The organism is Aquipseudomonas alcaligenes NBRC 14159 (genome assembly GCF_000467105.1).
In the GTDB taxonomy this organism is placed as follows: Bacteria; Pseudomonadota; Gammaproteobacteria; order Pseudomonadales; family Pseudomonadaceae; genus Aquipseudomonas; species Aquipseudomonas alcaligenes.
This window is the reverse complement of record NZ_BATI01000002.1, coordinates 78,529-104,954: the sequence shown is the minus strand read 5'-3', so window position 1 is coordinate 104,954 and position 26,426 is coordinate 78,529. Positions and strand designations below refer to the sequence as shown.

At 65.6% G+C, this 26,426-nt stretch carries 17 protein-coding genes and 1 pseudogene; 4 read left to right on the top strand and 14 right to left on the bottom strand.

All coding sequences use genetic code 11. The annotated features are described in order from the left end of the window. Positions 1 to 25: 25 nt before the first annotated feature. The 8 genes from PA6_RS00790 to glnA all read right to left on the bottom strand — a co-directional run bounded on the left by PA6_RS00790 (position 26) and on the right by glnA (position 11,698). Positions 26 to 1,210 carry a BaiN/RdsA family NAD(P)/FAD-dependent oxidoreductase gene (locus PA6_RS00790; protein ID WP_021698949.1) on the bottom strand — a complete coding sequence of 395 codons (1,185 nt, stop codon included), beginning with the start codon at positions 1,208 to 1,210 and terminating at the stop codon, positions 26 to 28. Between the two features lie 272 nt (positions 1,211 to 1,482). Further along, entirely contained in the window at positions 1,483 to 3,675 is a 2,193-nt protein-coding gene (gene yccS / locus PA6_RS00785; protein ID WP_021698948.1) for a YccS family putative transporter, read from the bottom strand. A 180-nt stretch (positions 3,676 to 3,855) separates the two neighbouring features. After that, the gene (locus PA6_RS00780) at positions 3,856 to 5,970 is read right to left on the bottom strand and encodes a TonB-dependent siderophore receptor (protein WP_021698947.1); all 2,115 of its coding nucleotides are present in this window, start codon (positions 5,968 to 5,970) and stop codon (positions 3,856 to 3,858) included. A gap of 245 nt (positions 5,971 to 6,215) precedes the next feature. Next, a complete protein-coding gene (ntrC, locus tag PA6_RS00775) occupies positions 6,216 to 7,649 on the bottom strand; it encodes a nitrogen regulation protein NR(I) (RefSeq protein ID WP_021698946.1) in 1,434 nt (477 codons plus the stop codon). Next, a complete protein-coding gene (gene glnL / locus PA6_RS00770) occupies positions 7,646 to 8,728 on the bottom strand; it encodes a nitrogen regulation protein NR(II) (protein WP_021698945.1) in 1,083 nt (360 codons plus the stop codon). The genes ntrC and glnL overlap by 4 nt, the downstream gene beginning before the upstream one ends. Before the next feature lie 197 nt (positions 8,729 to 8,925). Then, positions 8,926 to 9,549, bottom strand: a complete 624-nt coding sequence (locus PA6_RS00765; RefSeq protein WP_021698944.1) for a DUF4124 domain-containing protein — start codon at positions 9,547 to 9,549, stop codon at positions 8,926 to 8,928. Between the two features lie 14 nt (positions 9,550 to 9,563). Continuing rightward, positions 9,564 to 10,124, bottom strand: a complete 561-nt coding sequence (locus PA6_RS00760) for a DUF4124 domain-containing protein (RefSeq protein ID WP_021698943.1) — start codon at positions 10,122 to 10,124, stop codon at positions 9,564 to 9,566. A 164-nt stretch (positions 10,125 to 10,288) separates the two neighbouring features. Continuing rightward, entirely contained in the window at positions 10,289 to 11,698 is a 1,410-nt protein-coding gene (gene glnA / locus PA6_RS00755) for a type I glutamate--ammonia ligase (protein ID WP_021698942.1), read from the bottom strand. 330 nt (positions 11,699 to 12,028) lie between these two features. On the opposite strand from glnA, the gene thiI reads away from it, so the two are divergent. Then, positions 12,029 to 13,486, top strand: a complete 1,458-nt coding sequence (gene thiI, locus PA6_RS00750) for a tRNA uracil 4-sulfurtransferase ThiI (RefSeq protein ID WP_021698941.1) — start codon at positions 12,029 to 12,031, stop codon at positions 13,484 to 13,486. A gap of 133 nt (positions 13,487 to 13,619) precedes the next feature. Continuing rightward, positions 13,620 to 15,437 (top strand): translational GTPase TypA, encoded by a 1,818-nt coding sequence (gene typA, locus PA6_RS00745; protein ID WP_021698940.1) that lies wholly within the window; start codon positions 13,620 to 13,622, stop codon positions 15,435 to 15,437. Between the two features lie 67 nt (positions 15,438 to 15,504). On the opposite strand, the gene PA6_RS00740 is transcribed toward typA, so the two are convergent. The 6 genes and pseudogenes from PA6_RS00740 to PA6_RS00710 all read right to left on the bottom strand — a co-directional run bounded on the left by PA6_RS00740 (position 15,505) and on the right by PA6_RS00710 (position 22,643). Further along, on the bottom strand, positions 15,505 to 16,986 hold the full coding sequence (locus PA6_RS00740; protein ID WP_021698939.1) for a M4 family metallopeptidase: 1,482 nt from the start codon (positions 16,984 to 16,986) through the stop codon (positions 15,505 to 15,507). Between the two features lie 168 nt (positions 16,987 to 17,154). After that, the gene (locus PA6_RS00735; RefSeq protein WP_021698938.1) at positions 17,155 to 17,883 is read right to left on the bottom strand and encodes an alanyl-tRNA editing protein; all 729 of its coding nucleotides are present in this window, start codon (positions 17,881 to 17,883) and stop codon (positions 17,155 to 17,157) included. A 3-nt stretch (positions 17,884 to 17,886) separates the two neighbouring features. After that, on the bottom strand, positions 17,887 to 18,867 hold the full coding sequence (locus tag PA6_RS00730; protein WP_043216100.1) for a serine O-acetyltransferase: 981 nt from the start codon (positions 18,865 to 18,867) through the stop codon (positions 17,887 to 17,889). Positions 18,868 to 18,885: 18 nt separating this feature from the next. Further along, positions 18,886 to 19,800 (bottom strand): PLP-dependent cysteine synthase family protein, encoded by a 915-nt coding sequence (locus PA6_RS00725; protein ID WP_021698936.1) that lies wholly within the window; start codon positions 19,798 to 19,800, stop codon positions 18,886 to 18,888. Between the two features lie 9 nt (positions 19,801 to 19,809). Continuing rightward, a pseudogene (gene moeB, locus PA6_RS00720) lies at positions 19,810 to 21,700 on the bottom strand (molybdopterin-synthase adenylyltransferase MoeB). A 4-nt stretch (positions 21,701 to 21,704) separates the two neighbouring features. Continuing rightward, positions 21,705 to 22,643 carry a DMT family transporter gene (locus PA6_RS00710; protein WP_043216096.1) on the bottom strand — a complete coding sequence of 313 codons (939 nt, stop codon included), beginning with the start codon at positions 22,641 to 22,643 and terminating at the stop codon, positions 21,705 to 21,707. A gap of 97 nt (positions 22,644 to 22,740) precedes the next feature. Here PA6_RS00710 and PA6_RS00705 point away from each other — a divergent pair, with 97 nt between their 5' ends. Continuing rightward, complete coding sequence (locus PA6_RS00705; protein ID WP_043216094.1) at positions 22,741 to 24,165, top strand: aminotransferase-like domain-containing protein; 1,425 nt, start codon at positions 22,741 to 22,743, stop codon at positions 24,163 to 24,165. Between the two features lie 178 nt (positions 24,166 to 24,343). After that, positions 24,344 to 26,404 carry a methyl-accepting chemotaxis protein gene (locus PA6_RS00700; RefSeq protein WP_021698931.1) on the top strand — a complete coding sequence of 687 codons (2,061 nt, stop codon included), beginning with the start codon at positions 24,344 to 24,346 and terminating at the stop codon, positions 26,402 to 26,404. Positions 26,405 to 26,426 lie beyond the last annotated feature (22 nt).

The following is a 26,426-nucleotide window of genomic DNA, read 5'->3' as shown; positions in this document are numbered from 1 at the left end:
GGATGGACTCCGGCGCGGGATGGCCCTAGACGAATTGCGCGGCGGCGTGCGCCGAGGCCCAGGCCCACTGGAAGTTGAAGCCGCCGAGGTGGCCGGTGACATCCAGCACCTCGCCGATGAAGTACAGCCCCGGCGACTTCTGCGACTCCATGGTCTTCGACGACACCTCGCGGGTGTCGATGCCGCCCAGGGTTACTTCGGCGGTGCGGTAGCCCTCGGTGCCGGCCGGTACCAGGGTCCACTCGGCCAGTTTCTGCGCCACTGCCTCCAGCTCCGCCGGGGTGTACTGCTTGAGCGGCTTGCTGACGAACCATTGCTCGGCCAGCAGGCCGGCCATCTTCTTGGTGAACAGCTCGGCTAGCAGGGTCTTCAGCTCGCTGTTCGGCCTGTCCTGCTGCTGGCTGGCCAGCCACGCGGGCAGGTCGATGTGCGGCAGCAGGTTGATGCTGATGGCATCGCCCGGCTGCCAGTACGAGGAAATCTGCAGGATCGCCGGGCCGCTCAGGCCGCGATGGGTGAACAGGATGTTCTCCTTGAAGCTGACGCCGTTGCAGCTGACCACGCAATCCTCCACCGAGGTGCCGGACAGCTCGGTACACAGCGCCTTGAGCTGAGGCTCGGTGATGGTGAAGGGCACCAGGCCGGCGCGGGTCGGCAGCAGGGTATGGCCGAACTGTTTGGCCACCTGGTAGCCGAAGCCGGTGGCGCCAAGGGTGGGGATGGACAGGCCGCCGGTGGCGATCACCAGCGACTCGCAGCTGAACTCGCCAGCGCTGGTGTGCAGGCGGTAGCCGCCATCCAGCTTGGTAATGGTTTCGATGCTGGTGTCCAGGCGCAGGTCGACGCCGTGCTCGTCGCACTCGGCCAGCAGCAGATTGAGGATATCGCTGGCCTTGCGGTCGCAGAACAGCTGGCCGAGCTTCTTCTCGTGGTAGGGCACGTCGTGCTTGACCACCAGTTCGACGAAGTCCCACTGGCTGTAACGGGCCAGGGCCGACTTGCAGAAGTGCGGGTTGTGCGAGAGGAAGTTGGCCGGCTCGCAGTACATGTTGGTGAAATTGCAGCGCCCGCCACCGGACATGAGGATCTTCTTGCCCGGCTTGTTGGCGTGGTCCAGCAGCAGGACCTGGCGCCCGCGGGCGGCGGCTTGTGCTGCGCACATCAGACCGGCGGCGCCGGCGCCGATGATGATGACCGGGAAGAAGGACACGGCTGAACCTCGGTTGTTCGCAGAAGGCGCGCATTCTAGCGGAAAGGCGCCGGATAGCTTGAGGACAGTCGTCGTGTAGCCCGGATGCAATCCGGGAAACAGGCCGCCCCGCTCCCGGATTGCATCCGGGCTACGACTGGCGGAGTGGGCGTGGCCGCGTCGGCTCTGGTGCGGTGACCCTCTCCCCAGCCCTCTCCCATAAATGGGAGAGGGGGCAACAGCGGCAACGTGCTATTCGTCACCCCTCGCCCGTTAACGGCAGAGGGGGTGTCTCAGGCCGCTTGGGCCTCGCCCGGTTGCGGCGGGGCCTTCTGCAGATGCGCCACCAGGGTGCGCAGCGGCCCCAGCTGGCGACAGATCAGCCCCAGCTGCACCTGCACCAGGCGGTGGCCCTCATCCATGTCATCGGGCAGCTGCTCCAGTTCCTCGGCCAGGCGCTGGTCGGTCTCGTCGTACACCGCCACCGGCTGGTTGTCGCGCAGGCAGGCGGCGATGGCCTCCAGGCTCTGGCTGATATGGGCCACGGCGCGGTCGTGCAGGGCGTCGCTGGCGTCGTCGGCCAGGCTCGCGCGGTGCGCGCCGAGGGCCGAGAGGTAGCTGAGCAGGGTGTGCGACAGCACCAGGAAGCGGAAGCCGGTCTCGGCATCCTTGCGGAAGTGGCCAGGCTCCAGAAGCATGTTGGACAGGGTGGTGGACAGCGCCGCGTCGGCGTTGTGCGCGTTGCGCCGGGCCAGGCGGTAGCTGAGGTCGTCACGCGCGCCGGACTCGTACTGCTGCATGATCTGCAGCAGGTAGCGGCTGTTGCTGCTGAGGGTGCTGGCCAGCACCTGGTTGAGCTTGCGCCCCTGCCAGTCGGGCAGGATGAAGAACACCGCCAGGCCGGCAATGGTGGTGCCCAGCACGGTATCGACCAGGCGTGGCCAGAGCAGGGTGTAGGCGTCGCTGATCTGGTTGAAGCACAGTACTACCACCAGGGTCATGGCGGTGGTGGCCAGGGTGTAGCGGTCGACCCGGTTGGTGAAGAACACCACCCCGGCCGCCACGGCGAACAGCGACTGCAGCAGCGGGTCAGGGAACAGGCTGATCAGCGCCCAGCCCAGGACCAGGCCGATCAGGGTGCCGCCGACCCGCTGCACCAGGCGCAGGCGGGTGGCGCCATAGCTCGGGCGGCAGACGAACAGGGTGGTGAGCAGGATCCAGTAGCCCTGCTGTGGGTGGATCCAGTGCAACAGGCCGTAGCCGGCGAGCAGCGCAGCAGAAAGGCGCAGGGCATGGCGGAACACCAGGCTGGTCGGCGTGATGTGCTGGCGCAGGCGCTCGAAGGCGTCCTTCAGGCTCTGCGGCGAGCGATCCAGTAGGGCGCTGTCCTGCTCGTCGGCCAGGGCGTCCGGGTTGCTGGCGCTGGTCAGCTTGCGTTCCAGGGTTGCCAGATTGCCGGCCAGGGCGCCGAGGGCGCGCAGCAGGCGGCGCCAGGCCGGGTTGTTCTGCTCGCGCAGGTAAGCCATGGAGGCATCCAGTTCGGCCATGGCCTCGCTGTTGTCGTTGTAGTCGAACGGCTGGCGCAGGCGGATGGCCCGCCCCAGCGCCTGGCAGGCCTTGCCCTGCTGGCTGAGCAGGCGGCCGCAGCGGAACATCACGTCGCTGTGGAAGAAGGCTTCCGCCAGGGCGTTGTAGGGGTAGTGCGAGGAGCTGGCGCGCTCGTGGATGTCCTGGGCGATGAAGTACAGCTTGAGGTAGCGGTTGATCTTCTGCCCGCTGCGCTTGCGGCTCATGCGGTTGAGGATGATGTCCTTGGCCTGGTTCAGTGCCGTCACCACCCGGCCGTTCTGCCGCGCCAGCTCCAGGCGGCGGGCCTCGATGTCGATCTTGCGCACCGGCTCGAACAGCGAGGCCTTCAGGCGCAGGTAGGCGCCCAGCTCCTCGAACACCCGCGCCAGCGCCTGCTGCACCGGCTGCTGGCTGAACAGCGCACTCCAGAGGATGCCGAGCAGGCCGTACCAGGCGGCACCGCCGATCAGCAGCAGCGGCTCCTGCCAGAAGCCGCCGGCCATGCCGGCACGATGCTCCAGGCCGATCGCCGTATAGATGGCCAGGATCAGTGTGGCCTGCGCTACCGCCGCGTAGCGCTCGCCAATGCCGCCGAGCAGGGTCATGGCGAAGGCGGCGAGCGCCAGGCCGCTGCCGAACAGCCAGGGGTAGGGGAACAGCAACTGCACGGCGGTGGCCGTGGCGCCGAAGCAGACCAGGGTGACCAGCAGGGCCTGGGTGCGGCCGCGCCAATGGTCGTCGCTCTCGGCCAGGGCGCTGGCGATGCAGCCGAGGAACAACGGAATGACGAAGGCGATGCGGTCCAGGTACCAGCACAGCGCCATGGCGCCGGCCAGGGCGATGAATACGCGGACACCGTAGGTGAACTTCTCGCGCGCCCAGAGTTGGCGCAGGGTGTCGTTCAGCGATGAGGACATGGCAGCCTGATCAATGCAATAGATTCGCCGTGAAGACGGCGGTGGGCCTTCAGGAGGCACCGTTTAGCGAACATTTGTGCAGATAACTGATAAGCCTGCAATGAAAACGGGCCCGCAGGCCCGTTTTGTTGGGTAGATGGCAGCGCTACAGATTCGCTCCCAGCATAGGGCTGCCGCGGGTCAGTAGAAGCTGTAGGTGAAACCTGCCTGCACGGTGCGCGGTGCGCCGGGGTAGGCATAGTTCTGGAACGCGCTTTCCTCGTAGTCCTCGTTGAACAGGTTCTTCAGGTCGAGGTTCAGGCGCAGGTGCTCGTTGACCTGGTAGTAACTCAGCAGGTCGACCGTGGTGTAGTCCCCCATCTCGAAGGACGTTGCATCGGTTTTGCCCGCGCGGTCGTCGACATATTTGATACCGGCACCCAGGCCCAGGCCGCGGACGACTCCATCCTGAAACTCGTAGACGTTAAGCAGGCTGGCGCTGTTGCGTGGAATGTTGGCCAGGTGCGTGCCTTCGGGGATCGAGTTGTCTTCGCTCACTTCCGCGTCGACATAGGCGTAACCGGCGATTACGCGCCACTCGGGGGTCAGGTTGCCAGTGATGTTGAGGTCGAAGCCGCGGCTACGCACTTCGCCGGCGGCGATCTGGTAAGTGACGTCGACCGGGTCGATGGTCAGCACGTTCTGTTTGACGATCTGATAGATCGCCGCATCGACACTGTACTGCTGGTCGGGCGATTGCCATTTGAGGCCCATATCGTAGGCCTTGCCTTCCTCCGGATCGAAACCACCACCCTGGCGGCTTGCGCCGCTGTTGGGCTTGAACGAGCGTGAAGCGTTGACGTAGGCGTTGAGGTTGTCGGTCAGGCGGTAGGTCAGCCCGGCGCGAGGGGTCGTGGCATTGTCTTCGTTGCTCCAGCTGGAACCCGAGACATAGTCGCGGTACTCATGGTCGAAGTGCTCGAAGCGCACTCCGATCAGCGCTTGCAGGCGCTCGGTGAGCTGCACCTGGTCCTGGATGAAGGCTGCCATGGTGTCGAGCGTTTCGTAGTTGTCGGTCGGTGTCCGGGTCAGTGCCGGGCGTGCCTGATCGAACTGCGGGTCGAAGAGGTCGACCGGGTAGGCACTGGTCGAGCCGCTGGAGCGGCGGATCAGCGACTTGTAGTCGTAGTCTTCATATTCGATGCCGGTGATCAGGGTGTGCTCCAGGCCCAGGGCGGAGAAATTCCCGGTCAGATTCAGCTGCGCGTCACGGTCGTCCCATTCCAGTTTGCGCCAGCTGAAGTTGCGCCCGAGTGTACGGCCGTCGGCTGCCAGGTCATTGGCCTCGACGGCGTTGCCCTGCAAGGTGCCGTTGAGGTACTGCACGCCACCGGCCAGCATCCAGTCGTTGTTGAGCAGGTGCTCGAAGCGCACCTGCACCATCTCGTTGTCGTTGTGCAGCATGTTGTCGCTGCCTTCGCCCCAGACATTGGTGTCGCGTGAGGCCGTGCCGGCCTGATTGGCATAGCGGGTCAGGCCGCGGTCCAGTGGGTGGTTGTTACGCAGGATGTCGGCCTCCAGGGTGATCCGTGTGGCATCGGTGGCTTGCCAGCTCAGCGTGGGCGTGACGCCATAGCGTTCGCTCTCCACGTTGTCACGGAAGCTGTCGCCACCTTCGCCAACCAGATTCAGGCGATAGGTCAGGCGCTGCTCTTCGTCCAGGGCGCCAGTCGCATCCAGGGTGCCGCGCTGCATGCCCTGATCATCGAGCTGACTGCCCACCACCAGTTGGCTCTCGGTCTGTGGTTGCTTGGACACCACATTGAAGGTACCGCCGGGATCACTGCGGCCGTAGAGGGTCGAGGCGGGGCCGCGCAGGACTTCGACTCGCTCGATGTTGTAGGCGTCCGGGGCATTCGGGTAGCCGCGGTTGACCGGGAAACCGTTGCGATAGAACTCGCCGCTGGTGAAACCGCGCACGTTGTAGCCGGTCAGGCCCTGGCCGCCGAAGTTGTTGCCCCGGCCGACGCCGCCTGCATAGTCGAGGGCGTCCGTAAGCCTGGTTGCGCCGGTGTCTTCCAGTGCGTTGCGCGTAACGATGCTGATCGATTGCGGCGTGTCTTGCACGGTGCTGTCGGTGCGCGTGGCGCTGGCCGAGCGCGTGGCAAGGTAGCCCTGGACGGGGCCGTCGGCGCGCTCGGTGCTTTCGGCGCTGGCGTCGATGTTGGTGGCGTCCAGTTGCAGCGGTGTGCTTTCGGCCCAGACAGCAGGAGCGTGGCAGCTCAGGACACAGAGGGTGAGCAGGGTAAGGCGCATGTTGAGGGAGTTTCCGGCGGGCAGATATTATTGAGTAATTATCTTATTTGATAATGATTATATTTTATTATATGGACCGGGCCATAGGGAAGCTGCCTGTATGCATGGGCTTTCAGGCTGATGGGGGCGGGAGGTCGGAGTGGAAGTGTGCAGAAGAGCTGGCTGCAGTGTGCCTGCATGCCGCTGTTGCTGAAGAGCAGAGGTCAGTGACCCCGGCTTTGCGCCGGGATCACTGGGGCTGGTGATCAGTCGTCACCGTCGTCATCGTCGCCGCCATCGACCTTCATGCCCAGTTCCTTGATCTTGCGGGTCAGGGTGTTGCGGCCCCAGCCCAGCAGCACGGCGGCGTCGCGGCGGCGGCCGGCGGTGTGCTTGAGTGCGGTCTCGATCATGATCCGCTCGAACGCCGGCACGGCGCTGTCCAGCAGGCTCGACTGGCCGCGCGCCAGGGCCTGGTCGGCCCACTGGCGCAGACCCTGCTCCCAGTTGGCGGCCGGGGCATTTTCCTGCGGCTGGCTCAGCAGCTCCGGCGGCAGGTCGTCGATATGCACCTCGCGACCGGAGGCCATCACGGTGATCCAGCGGCAGGTGTTCTCCAGCTGGCGCACGTTGCCCGGCCAGGGCAGGTGCTTGAGGTAATCCTCGGTCTCGCTCTTCAGCAGCTTGGGCTCCACCGCCAGTTCCTGAGCGGCGCGGCCGAGGAAGTGGCGGGCCAGGGTCGGGATGTCCTCGCGGCGGTCGGCCAGGCGCGGGATATGGATGCGGATCACGTTGAGGCGGTGGAACAGGTCCTCGCGGAACTTGCCGGCCTGCACCAGCGATTCGAGGTTCTGGTGGGTGGCGGCGATGATGCGCACATCGACCTTGACCGGGGTGTGGCCACCGACCCGGTAGAACTCGCCGTCGGCCAGCACGCGCAGCAGGCGGGTTTGCGTGTCGGCGGGCATGTCGCCGATTTCGTCGAGGAACAGGGTGCCGCCGTCGGCCTGCTCGAAGCGCCCGCGGCGCTGGTTGGCCGCGCCGGTGAAGGCGCCTTTCTCGTGGCCGAACAGCTCGGATTCCATCAGGTCCTTGGGAATCGCCGCCATGTTCAGTGCGATGAACGGCGCTGCCGCGCGTGGGCTGTGGCGATGCAGGGCGTGGGCGACCAGCTCCTTGCCGGTACCCGACTCGCCGTTGATCAGCACGGTGATATTGGAGTGGGAGAGGCGGCCAATGGCGCGGAATACCTCCTGCATCGCCGGCGCCTCGCCGATGATTTCCGGGGTGCGCCCCAGCGCAGCCGGCGCTTCCAGACCCTGCTGCTCCTGGGCATGCTGGTTGGCGCGCTTGACCAGCGAGACGGCCTCGTCGACGTCGAACGGCTTGGGCAGGTACTCGAAGGCGCCGCCCTGGTAGGAAGCGACCGCGCTGTCCAGGTCGGAGTGCGCGGTCATGATGATCACCGGCAGGCGCGGATAGAGGTCGCGAATCCGCGCCAGCAGGTCGAGGCCGCTGGCGCCCGGCATGCGGATGTCGGAGATGATCACGTCCGGTTGTTGGCGGGTCAGGCGGGTCAGCACGCCGTCTGCACTGTCGAAACTCTGGGTGGTCATGCCCTCCTGTTGCAGGGCCTTCTCCAGGACCCAGCGGATGGAGCGGTCGTCGTCGACGATCCAGACGGTTTCACTGCGGCTCATGACGGTGCGGCTCCTTGGTCCAGGGGCAGGAAGATCGAAAATACGGTATGGCCTGGATGGCTCTCGCATTCGATCAGGCCCTGGTGCTGACTGATGATGTTCTGGGTGATGGCCAGGCCCAGGCCGGTGCCGTCGGGGCGGCCGCTGACCATGGGGTAGAAGATGGTTTCCTGCAGCTCCGGCGGGATGCCCGGGCCGTTGTCGATGATCTCCATCTTCACCACCAGGCGATGGCGGGTATGGCCGATGGTGAACTGGCGCAGGGTGCGGGTGCGCAGGCTGATGCGGCCCAGGCGCAGGTCGCTCTGGCTGGACAGCGCCTGCAGGGCGTTGCGCACGATGTTGAGCACGGCCTGGATCAGCTGCTCACGGTCGATCAGCAGGTCGGGGATGCTCGGGTCGTAGTCGCGCACCAGGGTGATGCTGCCCTGGGACTCCGCCTCGACCAGGCTGCCGACGCGCTCCAGTACCTCGTGGATGTTGGTCATGGCGAGGCTCGGCAGCTTGTTCGAGCCGAGCATACGATCGACCAGGTTACGCAGGCGATCGGCTTCCTCGATGATCACGTTGGTGTAGTCGCGCAGGCCTTCGTCCGGCAGCTCGCGCGCCAGCAGCTGGGCCGCGCCGCGAATGCCGCCGAGCGGGTTCTTGATCTCGTGGGCCAGGCCGCGCACCAGCAGTTTGGTGGTTTCCTGCTTGGACAGCTGCGCCTCTTCCTTGGTGATGCGCAGCAGGCGGTCGCGCGGGTGCACTTCCAGCAGCAGCAGGGTCTGGCCGCGGCTGAGGATCGGCGTCACCGCATAGTCGACGGTGATGGTCTGCCCGGACAGCGAGGTGAGCATCGCCTCGCGCTTGGTGAAAGGGTGGGCGTGTTCCACGGCCTGGCGCAGCGAGCTCAGCGCCTCGGGCGACTCAGTGAACAGTTCACTGATGAACTGGCCGTGGCTGCGCTGGCCGCTGACCGCCAGCAACATCTCGGCGGCCGGGTTCATGTACTCCAGGCGCAGCTCGGCGTTGAGCAGGATGGTTGCAGTGGTCAGGTTGTCCAGCAGTAGGCGGTGCAGCGCGTCGTTGATCATGGCAGGTCTGGGTCCTGGCGATGGGCTGGAAAATGCAAAAAGCAAACCAAGGCCCCGAAAAGACGCGCATCTTTGCCTGACGCCGCTCTTCAGGCTGCGTTTCGGCGCAGCCGGCGACTGATCGAGTGAACCAAAACAGGGAGAGTATAGAAATCGGTGCAGGTTAATGCGTCAAAATGGTGCATTGATCCGGACGATCAGATGAAGGGGATCAGCGGGATGTCCTTGGGCGGATCTTTCGGCTTGTCCTCGATCGGACATTCCGGGCGCACCCCCCAGTCCTTCTTCTTGCAAGGATTGGCGCGGCGTTTCTCTGCCAGGGAAATACGCTTCATGTGGAAGGGCTGGGCAGGTGTGCGCTCGACGATACGCCCCTGAGGGTCAACTATTTCCACTGATATCTGATGAGTGCCCCGGTCAATGTTTTCCAGCGAAAAAACCGGGCTTGCACCCGGAGTGCCCATGGGTTTGCCGTCCATGATCAAGCGAAAGCCATGGCCAGGATGGAGGCCGGGCTCACTGGTGGCGGTGATGATCAAATTACCGGCCATGTCGCGAATGGTGGCATCTGGCTCGGGAATAAGGATGCGCAATACCTGATAACTGAGCTCGCGGGGAATTGCGGGTGCTATTACCGCCGGAGCAGCAGGTTTGCTGGCGGACATACCATTCGGAGGCGATAGCTCAATGCGCTCGGCATGCTCAGATTGCGGCTTATCGGTAAAAACGCGATTTCCCTCGGCATCGATGTAGGTGTAGACACCTGCCTGGCTGGTGGTACAGACGAGGCAGAGCAGCAGGCATAACAGCGAGCGTGGCATGGGGCCCTTCGGTATCAGGTAGCAGGTTTGGGGGTAGGCTTGGGCGGGGTAGGCTTCGCTCGGGCAGGGCTGTTCACACTAATGCGCTGCACGGTGAAGACGACCGTGGGGCTCCGTTGTATCTGGCGCTCGCCACTGATGACCTCTACGGCGAGGCTGTGTTCGCCTCTGTCGATGTTGGTCAGCTGCAGCCGCGGCACATTGCTCGGTTGGCCGTAGGGCTGCCCATCCAGCAGCAGCCGGAAGGCATGGCCGGCCTGTAGGCGCGGCTTGATCTTCACCCCGACACTGAAGGTGCCGTTATTGGCGCGCAGAGCCTCTTCGGTCGGAATGTCGGTGAGTATCAAGTCGCTATATGGGGGAAGGGCATCGCTCGGCTGTTCCTTCTGTTCCACTACCGTTGGCTGCTGAGCTTCCACCGTATTGGTCGGCTTCAGCTCGACGGACTCGCTGGCCTGGCCTTCCGGGGGCTGGTTGGTGAAGACCGTGTTGCCGTTGGCATCGGTATATTTGTAGATCTGCGCGGTGGCCGGCAGGGCCAGGGCGCAGAGCAGGCAGGTGGTGAGCAGGCGCATCGTCGGGCTCCTGAATGATTCTGCGAGCAAGGGTTGCACCGCTGCGCCTGCCTGGCAAGTACAAGGGGCGCTCGGCGTGGCCTGGCGCAAGAAAATCCGCAGACAAAAAAGGCCTCCCGAAGGAGGCCTCTTTCAAGCCGGCCGCGTGCGCGGTCGGTGCTGGATCAGACGCTGTAGTACAGGTCGTATTCCAGCGGGTGCACGAAGGTGCGCACTTTGATTTCTTCTTCGGCTTTCAGCTCGATGAAGGCATCGAGGAAGTCACGGCTGAATACGCCACCTTTGAGCAGGAAGTCATGGTCGGCCTCCAGCGCTTCCAGGGCTTCCTTCAGGCTGCCGCACACTTGCGGGATCAGCTTGGACTCTTCCGGCGGCAGGTCGTACAGGTTCTTGTCGGCGGCATCGCCCGGGTGGATCTTGTTCTGGATGCCGTCGAGGCCGGCCATCAGCAGCGCGGCGAAGCACAGGTACGGGTTGGCAGCCGGGTCCGGGAAGCGCGCTTCGATACGACGGCCTTTCGGGCTGGCGACATACGGGATGCGGATCGAGGCGGAGCGGTTACGGGCCGAGTAGGCCAGCATCACCGGAGCTTCGAAGCCCGGAACCAGGCGCTTGTAGGAGTTGGTGGATGGGTTGGTCAGGGCGTTCAGCGCCTTGCCGTGCTTGATGATGCCGCCGATGAAGTACAGGGCGGTCTCGGACAGACCGGCATAGCCTTCACCGGCAAAGGTGTTCTTGCCGTCTTTGGCGATCGACATGTGCACGTGCATGCCCGAACCGTTGTCGCCGTACAGCGGCTTCGGCATGAAGGTGGCGGTCTTGCCGTAGGCTTCAGCGACGTTGTGCACGCAGTACTTCAGGGTCTGGACTTCGTCGGCTTTCTTCACCAGGGTGTTGAACTTAACGCCGATCTCGTTCTGTGCGCCGGCCACTTCATGGTGGTGTACTTCGACGGTCTGGCCCATCTCTTCCAGGGCGTTGCACATGGCAGTACGGATTTCGTGATCCGGATCGGCCGGCGGAGTGGGCAGGTAGCCGCCTTTTACCGAGATACGGTGACCGTTGTTGCCCTGGGCGCCGTTCATGTCCATGTCGCTGCTCCAGGCTGCCTGCTCGGAGAAGATCTTGAACATGGAACCGGACATGTCGGACTTGAACTTGACGGAGTCGAAGATGAAGAACTCCGGCTCCGGACCGGCGAATACGGTGTCACCGATACCGGTGGTCTTCAGGTATTCCTCGGCACGCTTGGCGATAGCGCGCGGGTCGCGATCGTAGCCCTGCATGGTGGACGGCTCGATCACGTCGCAGACCAGGATCAGGGTCGGCTCTTCGGTGAACGGGTCCAGTACGCCGGTCTCGTCGTCCGGCAGCAGGATCATGTCGGAGGCTTCGATGCCTTTCCAGCCATGGATGGAGGAGCCGTCGAACATCTTGCCGTGTTCGAAGAAGTCTTCGTCCAGGGCATCGCGAGCGGGCATGGTGATGTGGTGCTGTTGGCCGCGGATGTCGGTGAAACGCAGGTCCACCCACTTCACGTCGTGTTCTTTGATCAGTTGCTGCGACTTCGACATGGTGCTCTCCAGGTGTTTGGGGCTGGCTGTGCCAGCCGCCGGAATAGGGGCCTAGAACGGGCGCGATAGTCCGCCAGACCAGGCTGCCTCACAAGGGAGCAAATTGTATGCCAGTGCCCCGGAATGGGCAGGAGGCCTGAAACTCAGGGCTTGTGCGGGCTATGGCGATTTTTTCAGCATTTTTGCGCACCGAATCGGTGCCTTGTAATCGCGTAACGCACTTTTTTGGTGCTATTGGCGGGTGTTTATTGTTTTTGATCAAAGCTTGAACAATTTCCGCTATAATCCGCGCCCCTGTTTTTTGGCATCCTGCCCGGCACCCGCTACTTCATGAAACTGATCGTCAAACCCTTCGCGGAAATCACCATCAAGAGCCGGCCGGTGCGCAAGCAGTTCATCCGCCAGCTGGCGAAGAACATCCGCACGGTGCTGCGCGACCTGGACCCCGAGCTGGAGGTACAGGGCGAGTGGGACAACCTCGATCTGATCAGCGGGGTGACCGAGCCGAAGGTGCAGGCGGAAATGTTCGAGCGCCTGCGTTGCACCCCGGGCGTCGCCCACTTCCTCGAAGTGCACGAGTATCCCTACGTCGATTTCGACGACACCTTCGAGAAGTGCCGTGCGCACTTTGGTGTGCAAATCGCCGGCAAGGTCTTCGCCGTGCGCTGCAAGCGCGCTGGCAACACCCATGATTTCTCCTCGGTGGACCTGGCGACCCATGTCGGCAGCCGCCTGCGTCGCGAGTGCGGTGCCGCCGGCATCGACCTGAAGAAGCCCGAGGTCGAGGCGCGCTTCGAGGTGCGTTATGACCGCCTGCTGATCGTCCATGCCCAGCACGAGGGCCTTGGTGGCTACCCGCTGGGTTCGATCGAGCAGACGCTGGTGCTGATGAGCGGCGGCTTCGATTCCACGGTCGCCGCCTACCAGATGATGCGCCGCGGCCTGCTCACCCACTTCTGCTTCTTCAATCTCGGTGGCCGTGCCCACGAACTGGGCGTGATGGAAGTGGCGCACCACCTGTGGCAGAAGTTCGGCAGCTCGCACCGCGTACTCTTTATTAGTGTGCCCTTCGAAGAAGTCGTGGGCGAGATTCTCGGCAAGGTCGACAACAGCCAGATGGGCGTGGTGCTCAAGCGCATGATGCTGCGCGCCGCCAGCCGCATCGCCGAGGACCTGCATATCGATGCACTGGTCACCGGCGAGGCGATCAGCCAGGTGTCCAGCCAGACGTTGCCGAACCTTTCGGTGATCGACGCGGTCACCGACACCCTGGTGCTGCGCCCGCTGATCGCCGCGCACAAGCAGGACATCATCGATACCGCGGTGCGCATCGGTACCGCCGAATACGCCAAGAACATGCCTGAATACTGCGGGGTGATCTCGGTCAACCCGACCACCAAGGCCAAGCCCATGCGCATCGAGCACGAGGAGAGCCAGTTCGACATGGCCATCCTCGAGCGCGCCCTGGAGCGTGCGACGCGGGTGACGGTGGACAAGGTGATCGACGAGCTGGGCAAGGACCTGCAGGTCGAGATCGTCGCCGAGGCACTGGCCGGGCAGATCGTGCTCGATATCCGTCATCCGGATGCCGCCGAGGACGAGCCGCTGCAGCTCGACGGCGTCGAGGTGCAGCCCCTGCCGTTCTACGCGCTGAACAACCGTTTCAAGGAACTGGATGAGACCCGCCAGTACCTGCTGTATTGCGACAGGGGCGTCATGAGCCGCCTGCATGCCCACCATCTGCTTAGCGAGGGGCATGCCAATGTTCGCGTCTATCGCCCGCATTAAAAGGGCCGGCCTGCTCGGTGGCAGTATCCGCCACCGCCCTCCCGACCAGCCTCGCGGCGCGTAATCCCGAATTCACAACGGCCAGGCACACTGCCAGGTCACAGCTTCCAGAATCATCAATCGAGACGACATCGTGATCGAAAAACTGCGCAATATCGCCATCATCGCCCACGTCGACCATGGCAAGACCACCCTGGTAGACAAGCTGCTGAAGCTCTCCGGCACCCTCGACCGCAAAGAAGCGGAATCCGAGCGCGTGATGGACTCCAACGACCAGGAAAAAGAGCGCGGCATTACCATCCTGGCGAAGAACACCGCCATCAAGTGGAACGGCTACAACATCAACATCGTCGACACCCCCGGCCACGCCGACTTCGGCGGTGAGGTTGAGCGCGTGATGTCGATGGTCGACTCCGTGCTGCTGGTGGTCGACGCTCAGGACGGCCCGATGCCGCAGACCCGTTTCGTGACCCAGAAGGCGTTCAAGGCTGGTCTGCGTCCGATCGTGGTGGTGAACAAGATCGACCGTCCGGGCGCGCGTCCGGACTGGGTTATCGACCAGATCTTCGATCTGTTCGACAACCTCGGCGCCACCGATGAGCAGCTGGACTTCCCGATCGTCTACGCCTCGGCCCTGAACGGCATCGCCGGCATGGACCACGAGAAGATGGACGACAACATGGACGCCCTGTTCCAGGCCATCATCGACCACGTGCCGGCTCCGGACGTTGACGTCGACGGCCCGTTCCAGATGCAGATCTCGCAGCTGGACTACAACAGCTTCCTCGGCGTGATCGGTATCGGCCGTATCGCCCGTGGCCGCATCAAGACCAACACCCCGGTGGTGGCGATCAGCGATGACGGCACCAAGCGCAACGGCCGCGTGCTGAAGATCATGGGCCACTCCGGCCTGCAGCGCGTGGAAGTGGCCGAAGCCGAAGCCGGCGACATCGTCTGCGTCTCCGGCATGGACGAGCTGTTCATTTCCGACACCCTGTGCGACCCGCAGAACGTCGAAGCCCGCCCGCCGCTGACCGTCGACCAGCCGACCGTGAGCATGACCTTCCAGGTCAACGACTCGCCGTTCGCCGGTAAAGAAGGCAAGTTCGTTACCAGCCGCAACATCAAAGACCGTCTGGACAAGGAACTGCTGCACAACGTGGCCCTGCGTGTCGAGCCGGGCGATTCCGCCGAGAAGTTCAAGGTATCCGGCCGCGGCGAGCTGCACCTGTCGGTACTGATCGAAACCATGCGCCGCGAAGGCTTCGAGCTGGCCGTGGGTCGCCCGGAAGTGGTGATCATCGAGAAGGACGGCGAGAAGCAGGAGCCCTACGAGAACGTCACCATCGACATCGAGGAACAGCACCAGGGTCCGGTGATGGAGCAGATGGGCATGCGCAAGGGCGACATGACTAACATGATCCCCGACGGCAAGGGTCGTATCCGTCTGGAATACATCATCCCGGCGCGCGGCCTGATCGGCTTCCGTAACGCCTTCCTGACCATGACCTCGGGCACCGGCATCCTGACCTCGACCTTCGACCACTACGGTCCGGTCAAGGCCGGCGACGTTGCCCACCGCCAGAACGGCGTGCTGGTCTCCATGGCCACCGGCACCGCGCTGACCTACTCCCTGGAAACCCTGCAGGACCGCGGCAAGCTGTTCCTGAGCCCGGGCGACGAAGTCTACGAAGGCCAGCTGGCCGGCATCCACAGCCGCGACAACGACCTGGTGATCAACCCGACCAAGGCCAAGAAGCTCGACAACATGCGCGCTTCCGGCAAGGACGAAACCATCCAGCTGACCCCGGCGCTGAAATTCACCCTGGAACAGGCGCTGGAATTCATCGACGATGACGAGCTGGTGGAAGTGACGCCGAAGTCGATCCGTCTGCGCAAGAAGATGCTCAACGAGAACGACCGCAAGCGCTACGAGCGCAGCAAGGTCTGATCCTCGCGCAGTGAATGAAAAGCCCCCGGCGGAGCGATCCGTCGGGGGCTTTTTCTTGCCGCCGCGTTTATAGCAGGGTCGGGCAGCTGACGCCGACTGCGGCAAAGGCGGCGACCACCTCGGCGCTGCCGTAGCTGCGGTTCTGCGCCGAGCGGATCACGCCGCAGGCGCCCTGGGTGAAGCTGCTGGTCTCGGTCCAGTAGAAGCGGTTGGCGTCGACGAACACCTCGAAGGCCTTGCGCGGGTTCCAGCCGGGGGTGCGGCTGAGTAGGTAGAAGGCGCGGTTGTACACGCCGCTGGAGTGGTGCACGTCGATGCCGTCATGGTACTGCGCGGCATGCTCGATGGAGGCACCGTCGCGGCTGGGTTGGTCCATGTAGCGCAGTGCGCCGTTGCCCTTGAAGATGTCGGCGCCGACCTTCCAGTCGTTGCTGCCTTTCATGAAGTATTCGGCGGCTTCGCCGGCCATGTCCGAGAAGGCCTCGTTGATGCCGCCGGACTGGCCCTCGTAGACCAGGCCCGAGTTCAGCTCGGTAAAACCGTGGCTGACCTCGTGGGCCGACACGTCCAGCGATACCAGCGGGTAGAAGCGGCTGCGACCGTCGCCGAAGGTCATCGCCTGGCCGTCCCAGAAGGCATTCTCGTAGCCGTTGCCGTAGTGCACCTTCATGTACAGCTTGCGCTCGTTGAGCGGGCGCAGGCCGCCGAACCAGCTGCCGTACATCTGGAACACCAGGTTGCCGAAATAGTGCGCGTCGTTGAGCGGGGCGAAAGCGCCGTTGATGGCCTTGTAGTCGTTGTACGGGCAGGCGAAGCGGAAAGGCGTGACGCTGCTGTTGTCGTAGCGCTGGTTGAGGTTGACGGTGATCACATCGCCGCTGTTCATCTGGCAGTCGCGGCTGACGATCAGCGGGCCGTACTGGGTGCCGTAGAGGTATTGGCCGGTCTTGCTGTTGCCGCCAGGGCCGCTGGCCTCGGCATGGGCCAGGCCTTCCCAGCGCTGCAGCAGCTCGCCGCTGTTGGCCTCGATCATGAAGTGCGGGCGTGACGGCTTGGCACCACCGAGGAAGAAGGACACCACGTAGGCCAGCTGGGCCTGGCCCTGCTCGTTCTGGCGTACCACCAGTTCGCTCTGCTCGTTGCGCGGCGGCAGTGCGCTGGCAACCAGCCCCTTGGCCTGCTGCAGGGCCTGCTCGCGCGTCAGTGTCGGGGTGGCGTCACGGGTCAGATCCTGCTCGATGCCGACCAGCATGCGTCCGCTGCGCTGGGGGCGCGGGCCGCTGGCTTCGGTGATGGCCTCGCCCCACACGCGTATGCCCTTGTAGAACTGCTGATAGCGGGTCACGCGGGTGCCGTTGGGCAGGCGTGCGCTGCTGTCGGCATCGAGTTCTTCCGGGGCCAGGCCGAGGGTGCTGTGGATATCGCCAGCGGCGACGCCGGCGCGGGGCTGCGGCAGGCTGGCAACATCCACCAGCTCGGCGGCGAAGGTGGTGGCAGGGGCGGCCAGGCTGGCCAGTAACAGCGACTGCGGGATCAGTTTCCTAGGCATGGTCTTCTCCTGGATGGGGCGGAGGGGTGCTCCGGGGGGTTAGGTTCCGGCCGCCTTGTGGGCGGCGCGGAGTGCTCATCGCCGTTGCTGGGCGGGTAGCCCTGCCAGAGGCGATGAAAAGGGAAGGCAGTCAGGCATGGCGCCAGGGGCGCCGCTGTGGTGGAAGGCTCAGGCGAAGCGCAGGGTGACCCGTCGGTTGTGCCGGCTCTTCTTCTCGATCTTGTCGCAGACCACCGCGCCGATCTCGGCGGTGTTGCGCACATGGGTGCCACCGCAGGGTTGCAGGTCGACGCCGGGGATTTCGATCACCCGGACCATGCCGTGGTTGGCGGGCGGCGGGATGCGCGTGCGGCACAGTTGCAGCAGGCGGTTGTATTCGCCGGCCGGCAGCTCCTGTGCCCGCACTTCGAGGGCAGCGCCGATCAGCTCGTTGAGCTGTGTGGTGATCTGTTCCTTGTCCAGGGTCGACTCGGGCAGGTCGAAGTCCAGGCGGCCCTTGTCGGCGGCGATGCTGCAGCCGGTCACCGGGGCGTCGACAAGGGCGCACAACAGATGCAGGCAGGTATGCATGCGCATGTGGCGATGGCGCAGTTCCCAGTCCAGGCAGCCCTGCACCTCCATGCCGGCCTGCAGTGCGTTGGCTGCGCCAGACTCCAGCTGATGCCAGATGAGCGCGCGCAGCAGCGGATCACGCTGGGTGCCGAGCACCGCCACGGCCGAGCCGTCCGGCAGCAGCAAGTGCCCCTGGTCGCCGGGCTGGCCACCACCGGTGGGGTAGAACAGCGTCTGGTCGAGCGCTACGCCCTGCTCGCTGACGGCCAGCACGCGGGCGGTGAAGCAGTGCTGATAGGGCGCTTCGTCGAACAGGGCGCGGGTCTGCAGGGTCAACGCCGACATGGGTCAGCCTCCTAGGCTCAGCAGGTGGGGTTTGAGTACCGTGCTCACCAGGCTGCTCAGGCCGGGTGGGTCGAGCAGGGTGATGTCCTGGCCATCGACGCGCAGGTGCAACGGGTAGCAGGGCGGAGGCACCACGGCGCCGAGATTGCGCAGGCGATACTGGCGGTGGTGGCGCTCGCGCACCGTGCATTCCAGGCGCAGGCAGGCGAGTGGGTGATGGTCGGCATCGAGCACGCTGATGTCCTCGGCGTCCGGCAGTTCACCGACCAGGTGCAGGCGCTCGCCCAGGGCGAAGGCGCCGAGGAAGCCGCGGCCGCCGGCCTGCCCGCAGCGCTGCAGCTGCAGCTGGTTGGCGATGCTGACGCGGGTGTTGGCAGGCACGTCGCGGGTGATCACGCAGGCCGGGCTGATGAACACGTGGTCGCCGATGTCCACCGCGCCGAGGATGCGCGCGCCGGCGCCGACCTCCACGCCGTGGCCCAGCCTGGGGTGACGCTTGCCGCCGGGGTTGTCGGCGATGCCGCAGGCGCCCAGGGTCACGCCGCTGAGCAGGTAGCAGTCGTCGCCGATCTCGCAGGTTTCACCGATCACCGTGCCGAAGCCATGATCCAGCACGAAGCGCCGGCCGATGCGGGCCGCCGGGTGGATTTCCACCCCGGACTGCAGCTTGCCGGTATTGGCCAGGCGGTGGGCGATGATCTCGCGGTCGGGCAGTTCGCCGAGCCGCCAGACCTGGTGCGCCAGGCGGTGATAGAGCACCGCCTTGAACGAGGCGTAGCTGTCGAGGATTAGCTCGCTGCGCCCGCCGGAAGCCGGGTCGCGCTCGGCATAGGCCTGCAAGTCCTCGCTCACCTGGCGCACGGCTCTGTCCATGAGACCGTCCAGGTGCGGCAGCAGCAGCTCCATCTGCGCTGGCTGCAGCGCATGCACCAGGTGGTCGAGCAGCACATCGTAGAGCTTCAGCCTGTCGAGGTAGGTGCGCATCCCATCGTCCTTCACGGGTCAGTCGAAGTGGGCTAGGTAGCTGTCGACGCTGTCATAGATCAGCGTCAGCACCAGGGTTCCGCGCGGCAGTTCAGTGGCCAGCTGGGCGATGGCCGCCAGGTTGGCCGCCGATGACAGCCCGAGGCTGACGCCGTCGCCGCGCATGGTCTGGCGTACTCGCGCCAGGCAGTCCTGCTTGGTCACCTTGAGCATGCCGTCGAGCACGCCGAGGTTGAGGATGGCCGGTACCAGGCCGATGGAAAGGCCCTGGATCTCGTGCGGGGCGTGGCAGTCGGCAAGCAGGTCGCACTGCTCCGGCTCCACGCCGAACACCCGCAGCTGTGGCCAGGCCGCCTTGAGCGTTTCGCCCAGGCCGGTGACGTGGCCGCCGGTGCCGATGCCGGCCACCAGGCAGTCCGGCGGCAGCGTGGCGAAGTCGCGCAGGATTTCCTGCGCGGTGGTGCGCCGATGGATTTCCGGGTTGGCCGGGTTGCGCTGCTGGTTGAGCATCACGTAGCCGGGGTTCTCCAGCTGCAGCGCCATGGCCAGCTCGCCGTGCGAGTTGTTGCCGCGGCGGCTGTCGGACAGCACCACCTCGGCGCCGTACAGGCGCAGCAGCTTCTGCTTCTCCGGGCTGTAGTTGTCGGGTATCACCAGGACCACGCGATAGCCGAGGATGTTGCCGGCGATGGCCAGGCCGATGCCGGTGTTGCCGCCACTCGGTTCGATGATGGTCTGGCCGCTGCCGGGGCGCAGGATGCCGCGCGCCTCGGCATCGCGCACCATGGCCAGGGCAATGCGCGCCTTGTGGCTGCCGCCCGGGTTGAGCGATTCCAGCTTGGCGTAGACCTCCAGCCCGGTTTCCGCGCTGAAGGCGGCCAGGCGCACCACCGGTGTCTCGCCGATGGCCTGTAGCAGGGACTCATGGATCATCGCGCGACCTCAGTACAGCGGCATGTCGGGGTCGATGTCGCGCGCCCAGGCCTTGAGCCCGCCCTGCAGCACCTGCAGGCGTGAAAAGCCGGCTTCCAGCAGGCGCTGGGCGGCGCGTTCGGCGCGCGGGCCGCCGTAGCAGATCAGGCACAGCGGTCGCTCAGGGTCGAGCTCGTGCAGGTGCAGGTCCAGCTCGCCCAGCGGGATATTGCGTGCCTGCGCCAGGCCGCACACTTCCAGTTCGTTGGCTTCGCGCACGTCGAGCAGCTGCAGGTCGTCGCCGCGGCTCAGGCTCAGCTGCAGCAACTGCGGGCTGATCAGCAGCTGCGCCGGCAACGCCGTGTCGCGCAGGGCGCTGGCGCATTGCACCGGTACCTCGCTCTGCAGGCTGCGGTCGCGGCGTGTCGGTGAGCAGCTGGGGCAGTCGGGGCGGCGCTTGAAGCGCACCTCGCTGAACTTCATGGCCAGCGCGTCGAAGCGCATCAGGCGCCCGACCAGAGGCTCGCCGATGCCGAGGATCAGCTTGATCGCCTCGGTGGCCTGGATCAGTCCGACCACCCCCGGCAACACGCCGATCACCCCGCCGGCATTGCAGTTGGGCGCCAGTTCGGCGGGCGGGCTCTGCGGGTAGAGGCAGCGGTAGCAGGGGCCCTCGCGGTAGTTGAACAGGCTCATCTGGCCGTCGAAGCGGTGCAGCGCGCCATACACCAGCGGGCGCCCGAGCAGCACGCAGGCATCGTTGAGCAGGTAGCGGGTGGTGAAGTTGTCGGTGCCGTCGATCACCAGGTCATAGTTGCTGACCAGCTGCAGGGCGTTGTCCGCCGTCAGCGCGCAGTCGTGGGCGTCGATGCGGATGGCGGGGTTGAGGTCGAGCAGGCGGCGGCGCGCCGACTCGACCTTGGCCATGCCCAGGGTGGCGCTGCCGTGTACCACCTGGCGTTGCAGGTTGCTGCTCTCGACCCGGTCGAAATCCACCAGGCCGAGGGTGCCGATACCGGCGGCGGCCAGGTACAGGCTGACCGGCGAGCCCAGGCCGCCGGTACCGATGATCAGCACGCGCGCCTGCTTCAGGCGCAGCTGGCCCTGGCGGCCGACGTCGGGCAGGGTGATGTGGCGTACGTAGCGGCGCACTTCGTCGTTGCTCAGCTCATCGCAGTCCAGGCCGCCGGAGGTGGCGAGCAGGATGTCCAGCTCGGCATCGGCCGGCAGCGGGCTGTCGGCCTCCAGCAGCTCGCCGCCGGCGGTGAGCAGGAAGTGCTCCTTGAACTGGTCGTTGCCGTAGAACAGGTGCTCGCGCAGCGCCGCGTGGCGCGTGCAGACGTCTTCCACCAGTTCGCGAACCGTCGCGCCGGCCCCCTCCAGTCGGGTGGCGGGCAACCTGGCAACACGGCCCAGCACTTCCGGAACAATCACCACACTCATAGCCAAACCTCCTTTATCAATGGCTATCGGGGGAGCCGGGGAACTCCCGGCTGCAGACGAATTCTTTGCCGTTCCACTCGAACAGCTTGGCGCCGTGCGCCACGCCAGCGCGCACGTCCACCACCAGGTAGGCCACCGGGTGGATCGGCTGGCCCATGAACAGCGCCTTGTCCTCGTCCTCGCGGCTGAAGTAGGCGCCGACATCGGGGTGCGAGTGGTAGATCACCCGGACCGGGTTGTCGCTGCGCAGGCTGCGGCTGAGCAGCAGGGTGTCGGCCACCGCGAAGGTGTAGCCGTTGGCGGCGCTGCGCCGGTACACCTCGGGGTCGAGGCGGTTGAGCTGGTTCTGGATGTTCTCGCCGAGGTGCACGCGGGCGTCGGCGAAGACGAAGCCGCAGCATTCCTCGGGGTAGGTGGCGGCGGCATGACGGTAGATGGCCTGCAGCGCCTGCGGGGAGAGGGCGTCCTGGTGGTTCATCGCGTCAGACCTGCTTCGCCAGGAGCTTTTCCACCGGCACCTTGGTGATGGCGAAGCCGGCCAGCAGCAGCGCGGAGTACAGCGCCAGGTCGCGGGAAATCGGCTGGCCCTCGTACCAGGAGCCGATGATCACGGCGAATACCGGGAAGATGATGAAGACGAAGGACAGGATCACCGGGCTCAGGCGCTTGAGCAGGAAGAAGTAGACGATGAAGCCGCCGACCGAGGCGCACAGGCCGAGGTAGGTCAGTGCCATCCAGGAGCGCGTGCTGATGGCGGCGAAGTCCGGCTGCTCCACGCCCAGGCCGACCAGGCACAGCATCATGCCGGCCAGGCCGATGGGCAGGGTGTTGTAGGTGATCACGCTGATCTCGGCGCCCTGCTTCTTGGTCACCACGTAGCACAGGGCATGCATCACCGCAGCGGCGAGGATGGCCAGCACGCCGCTGAATTCGTCGTGCGCCAGGCTCAGGCCCTGGCTGCGCAGGATCATGAACAGGCTGGCGAAACCGATGCCGATGCCCACCACCTGCGACAGGTAGATGCGCTCGCGCAGGAACAGCGCGGAGAAGATCAGGATGAACACCGGCATGCAGCTGAACAGCAGGGCGGTGAGGCCGGAGGAGACATGGGTCTCGCCATAGTTGAGCAGGTAGTAGGGCAGGCTGAAGTAGCCCAGGGTGACGAAGACGAAGAAGCCCAGGTGGCTGCGCGGGAAGAAGATCGAGTCACCGCGGATCAGGGCGAAGCTGAGGAACAGCGGGAAGGCGATGAGAAAGCGCAGGCCGGAGGCGGTCAGCGGCGGTACGGTTTCCACGGCAATCTTGATGCCCAGCCAGGTGGTGCCCCAGCTCAGGCACACGGTGAGGAACAGCAGGCTGGTGATCAGGGCGGCCAGCCACTGCCCCCTGGCTTTTCCGGTGTTTGCAATTGCTGCGGACATTGGCATGATGACAATCCTTCGTGATCACAAAATTGACCCCTTAAATCCAGAGATCAATTGGCATTGATACTGGTCAATGAGGCTATTTGGACGAAAAATGGCTGTCAAACCAATTATTGACACGGTGTCAATGCTGCGCGATGCGTTAAGCTCGGGGCATGGCGCCAAGTACAAGCGCCTCGCTGAGGCCATGGAGCTGCGGATTCTCGATGGCAGCATCGAGGGCGGCGCCAAGCTGCCGCCGCACCGCAGCCTGGCCGATCGCCTGGGGGTAACCATCGGCACGGTCAGCCGGGCCTATGCCGAGCTGGAGCGCATGGGGCTGGTGGTGGCGCGGGTCGGCGATGGCACTTTCGTGCGCCAGCGCGACCTGGAGCGCAAGCGCGACATCGGCTTCAGCAACTTCGTCGAGGAGCGGCCCGAGCAGTTCGACATGAGCCGCAACATGCACATCCCCGGCGCCGAGACCAGCCTGCTGGCGCAGAGCCTGCTGGAGCTGGCGCGCAACCCGCAGACGCTGGCCGAGATGACCCTGTACACGCCGGACGCCGGCCTGCCGCGCTATCGCCAGGCTGGTGCGCGCTGGCTGGCCCACGGCGACTTCCGCCCCCAGGCCGAGCAGGTGCTGTGCGTCAACGGCGGCCAGCACGGCCTGCTCTGTACCCTGATGGCCCTGCTGCGCGCCGGCGATACCCTGGTCACCGAGCAGCTCACCTATCCGGGCCTGATCAGCGCCGCGCGCATGCTCGGCATCAAGCTGCTCGGTGCGGCGATGGACGAGGAAGGGCTGATCCCGGCGGCGCTCGACGAGCTGTGCCGGCAGCACCGCATTTCCGCCCTGTACTGCACGCCGACCCTGCAGAACCCGACCACCGGCGTGCTGTCCGTGGCGCGGCGCGAAGCGCTGGTCGCCGTCTGTCGCGAGCACAACCTACTGATCATCGAGGACGAGGCGCATGCGGTGCTGGTCGAGGACCGTCCGCCGCCCCTGAGCTTCTACGCCCCCGAGCGCAGCGTGCTGATCGGCAGCCTGAGCAAGGCGGTGGCCGCCGGGTTGCGGGTGGGCTACCTGCATGCGCCGGTGCCGCTGATCAGCCGCATCGCTGCCGCCCTGCGCGGCAGCTGCTGGATGGCCACGCCGCTGGCGATGGAGCTGGCCAGTGGCTGGATCGAGAGCAGTGTCGCGGAGAAGCTGCTACGCCAGCAGATCATCGAGATCGGCCGGCGCAAACAGCTGGTCGAGGGGCTGCTGGAAGGCCTGAGCTATCGCACGCACCCGCAATGCCCGCATTTCTGGATCGAGGTGCCCGAGCCCTGGCGGGCCTCGGACGTCGAGGCCGAGCTGAAACTGAAGAATTACCTGGTCGCCACGGCGGAGGCCTTTGCCGTCGGGCGCGCGGCGGTGCCGCAATTCGTCCGCGCCAGCGTCAGCAATGCCTCGCATGACGACGCGCTGCTGCTGCAGGGCTTCCAGGCGCTGAGCAACAGCCTGCGCCAGGGCAGCGATCCGTTCGCCGAGTGATCGCGGCAGGCCCGCATGGCGCCTTTCTGCACCTGGATGGCGCAATGCTTCTATCGTTTAGCTCATGAAGTCGACGAGGCTTCCGATACCTAGCGCATAGCCTCGACGCAGCGGGCGCCTGGCGCGGCATTTGCTGTACCAGGCGTTTCGCGGTTTCGTCCGATTCAGGAGTTCGACGATGAATGCCTTGTTGCTGCCTGGTGTGAACGCTCTGGAACGGTTCAGTTTCGCCCGCAAGTTCCAGTTGCTGGCGCTGCTGTTCCTTCTGCCACTCTGCTACGCCGCCTGGTCGATCGGCGACAACTACCTGGGCAAGCTCCGGGTGGTCGACGACGAGCGCTCCGGCGTCCTGCAGCTGCAGGCGCTGGACCGGGTCGAGCGCCAGCTGCTGGGCCAGCGCAACCTCACGGCGCGCTGGAAGGCCACCGAGCGCAATCGCCAGGCCAGTGACGAGACGCAGGCCGCTTTCAGCCGCCTGCAGCAGGCCGATGGCGAACTGGACGAGGCGCTGCAGGCGTTGCAGCAGGTGCTGGCCGCCGAGGGTGCCAGCAAGCAGGTGCTGGCTGATCTGCAGGCCCTGCAGGGCGAGCGCGACGGCCTGAGGGCGCAGGCGCTGGGCAGCGTCGGCTGGTGGCCGGATGCCTATGACCGCTTCACCCTGGCCCAGCAACGCCTCGCCGCCCTGCGCGAGCAGATCGCCACCGACAGCGGCCTGATTCTCGACCCCTGGCTGGAGACCTATCTGCTCATGCAGCTGGCCACCCAGGACGCGCCGCGTCTGCAGCAGCGCCTCGGCGTGCTCGCCAGTGTCGGCCAGGGCGCGGTGGTCGCCGGTCAGTTCAGCCTGCAGAGCCGCCTGCAGCTGCGCGAGATCCGCGCCACCGCCGGGGAGTCGCGGCTGCAGCTGGGCAAGCTCGGCGAGCGCCTGCAGGGCGAGCTGCCGGCCTCCCTGGCGAGTTGGGGGCAGGCCTACCAGCAGAGCCTGGCCGGCCTGGATGCCTGGCTCAAGCAGCTCGATCAGCAGATGTACGGCGACGCCGGTATCACCCTCAAGGCCGCCGAGTTCGAGCGCGGCATGGATGGCGCGCTGGGGCATGTCGAGGCACTGCAGCAGGCCACTCTGCAGGCCCTGGACACCCGCCTCGGGCAGTACCGCAGCAAGGCGCTGCGTGCCCTGATCTTCACCCTGGGGGCCTTTGGCCTGCTGGTCGCGCTGGCGCTCTACGCGCTGGTCTGCCTGCAGGCATCGATCCGCGGCAGCAGCTGGCGCATCACCTCGCTGGCGCAGTCACTGCGCGATGGCGACCTGCGCCGCCACGTCACGGTGCATGGCAAGGACGAGCTGGCGCTGATCGGCGCCGCCCTCAACGACGCGGTGGCGCAGCTGCGCGATTCGCTGCAGGGGGTCAACCGCGAGAGCGCCGAACTGGGCGATACCGTGCTGGTGCTCAGTGACGAGGCACGCCGCGCCCTTGGCGCGGTGGAGCAGCAACAGCAGCAGGTCAGCCAGATCGCCGCCGCCGCCACGCAGATGGCGGCCACCGCGCAGAGCGTGGCGCAGAACTGCGAGCTGGCCGCGCAGGATGCCGGCCAGACCCTGGCGATTGCCGAACAGAGCAACCAGCGCAGCCAGCAGACCACTGCCAGCATGCGCCAGCTCACCGCGCGCCTGGGCGATACCGCGGCGGCGCTGGCCGAGCTGCGCCAGCAGGCGCAGCAGATCGACCGCGTGGTGGACGTGATCAAGGGCATCGCCGAGCAGACCAACCTGCTCGCGCTGAATGCCGCCATCGAGGCGGCGCGGGCCGGCGAGGCCGGACGTGGCTTCGCCGTGGTGGCTGACGAGGTGCGCTCGCTGTCGCAGCGCACCCAGGAGTCGACCCGCGAGATCAGTGCCACGGTCGAGGCCCTGCAGCGTGTGGTGCTGCAGTCGGTGGAGCTGATGCAGACGGCCTGCAGCCAGGCCGAGGGCGATGCCGGTGCGGTCACCGAGCTGGGCGATCATCTCGGTGAAATCGCCGGCGCCGTGCAGCGCGTCAGCGACATGCTCACCCAGATCGCGGCCGCCGTGGAGCAGCAGGCGGCCACCGCCGAGGAGGTCAGCGGCAATATCCAGCAGGTCGACCAGGCCGCCGCCAGCCTGCTGCAGGGCGCGCAGGCGGTGCATGGCGTCGCCGACCGGCTGGGCGAGGGCAGCCGCAGCCTGGCGCAGAACACCGCGCATTTCCATCTGCAGTGAGGCGTTGACGAAGTTTTCACAG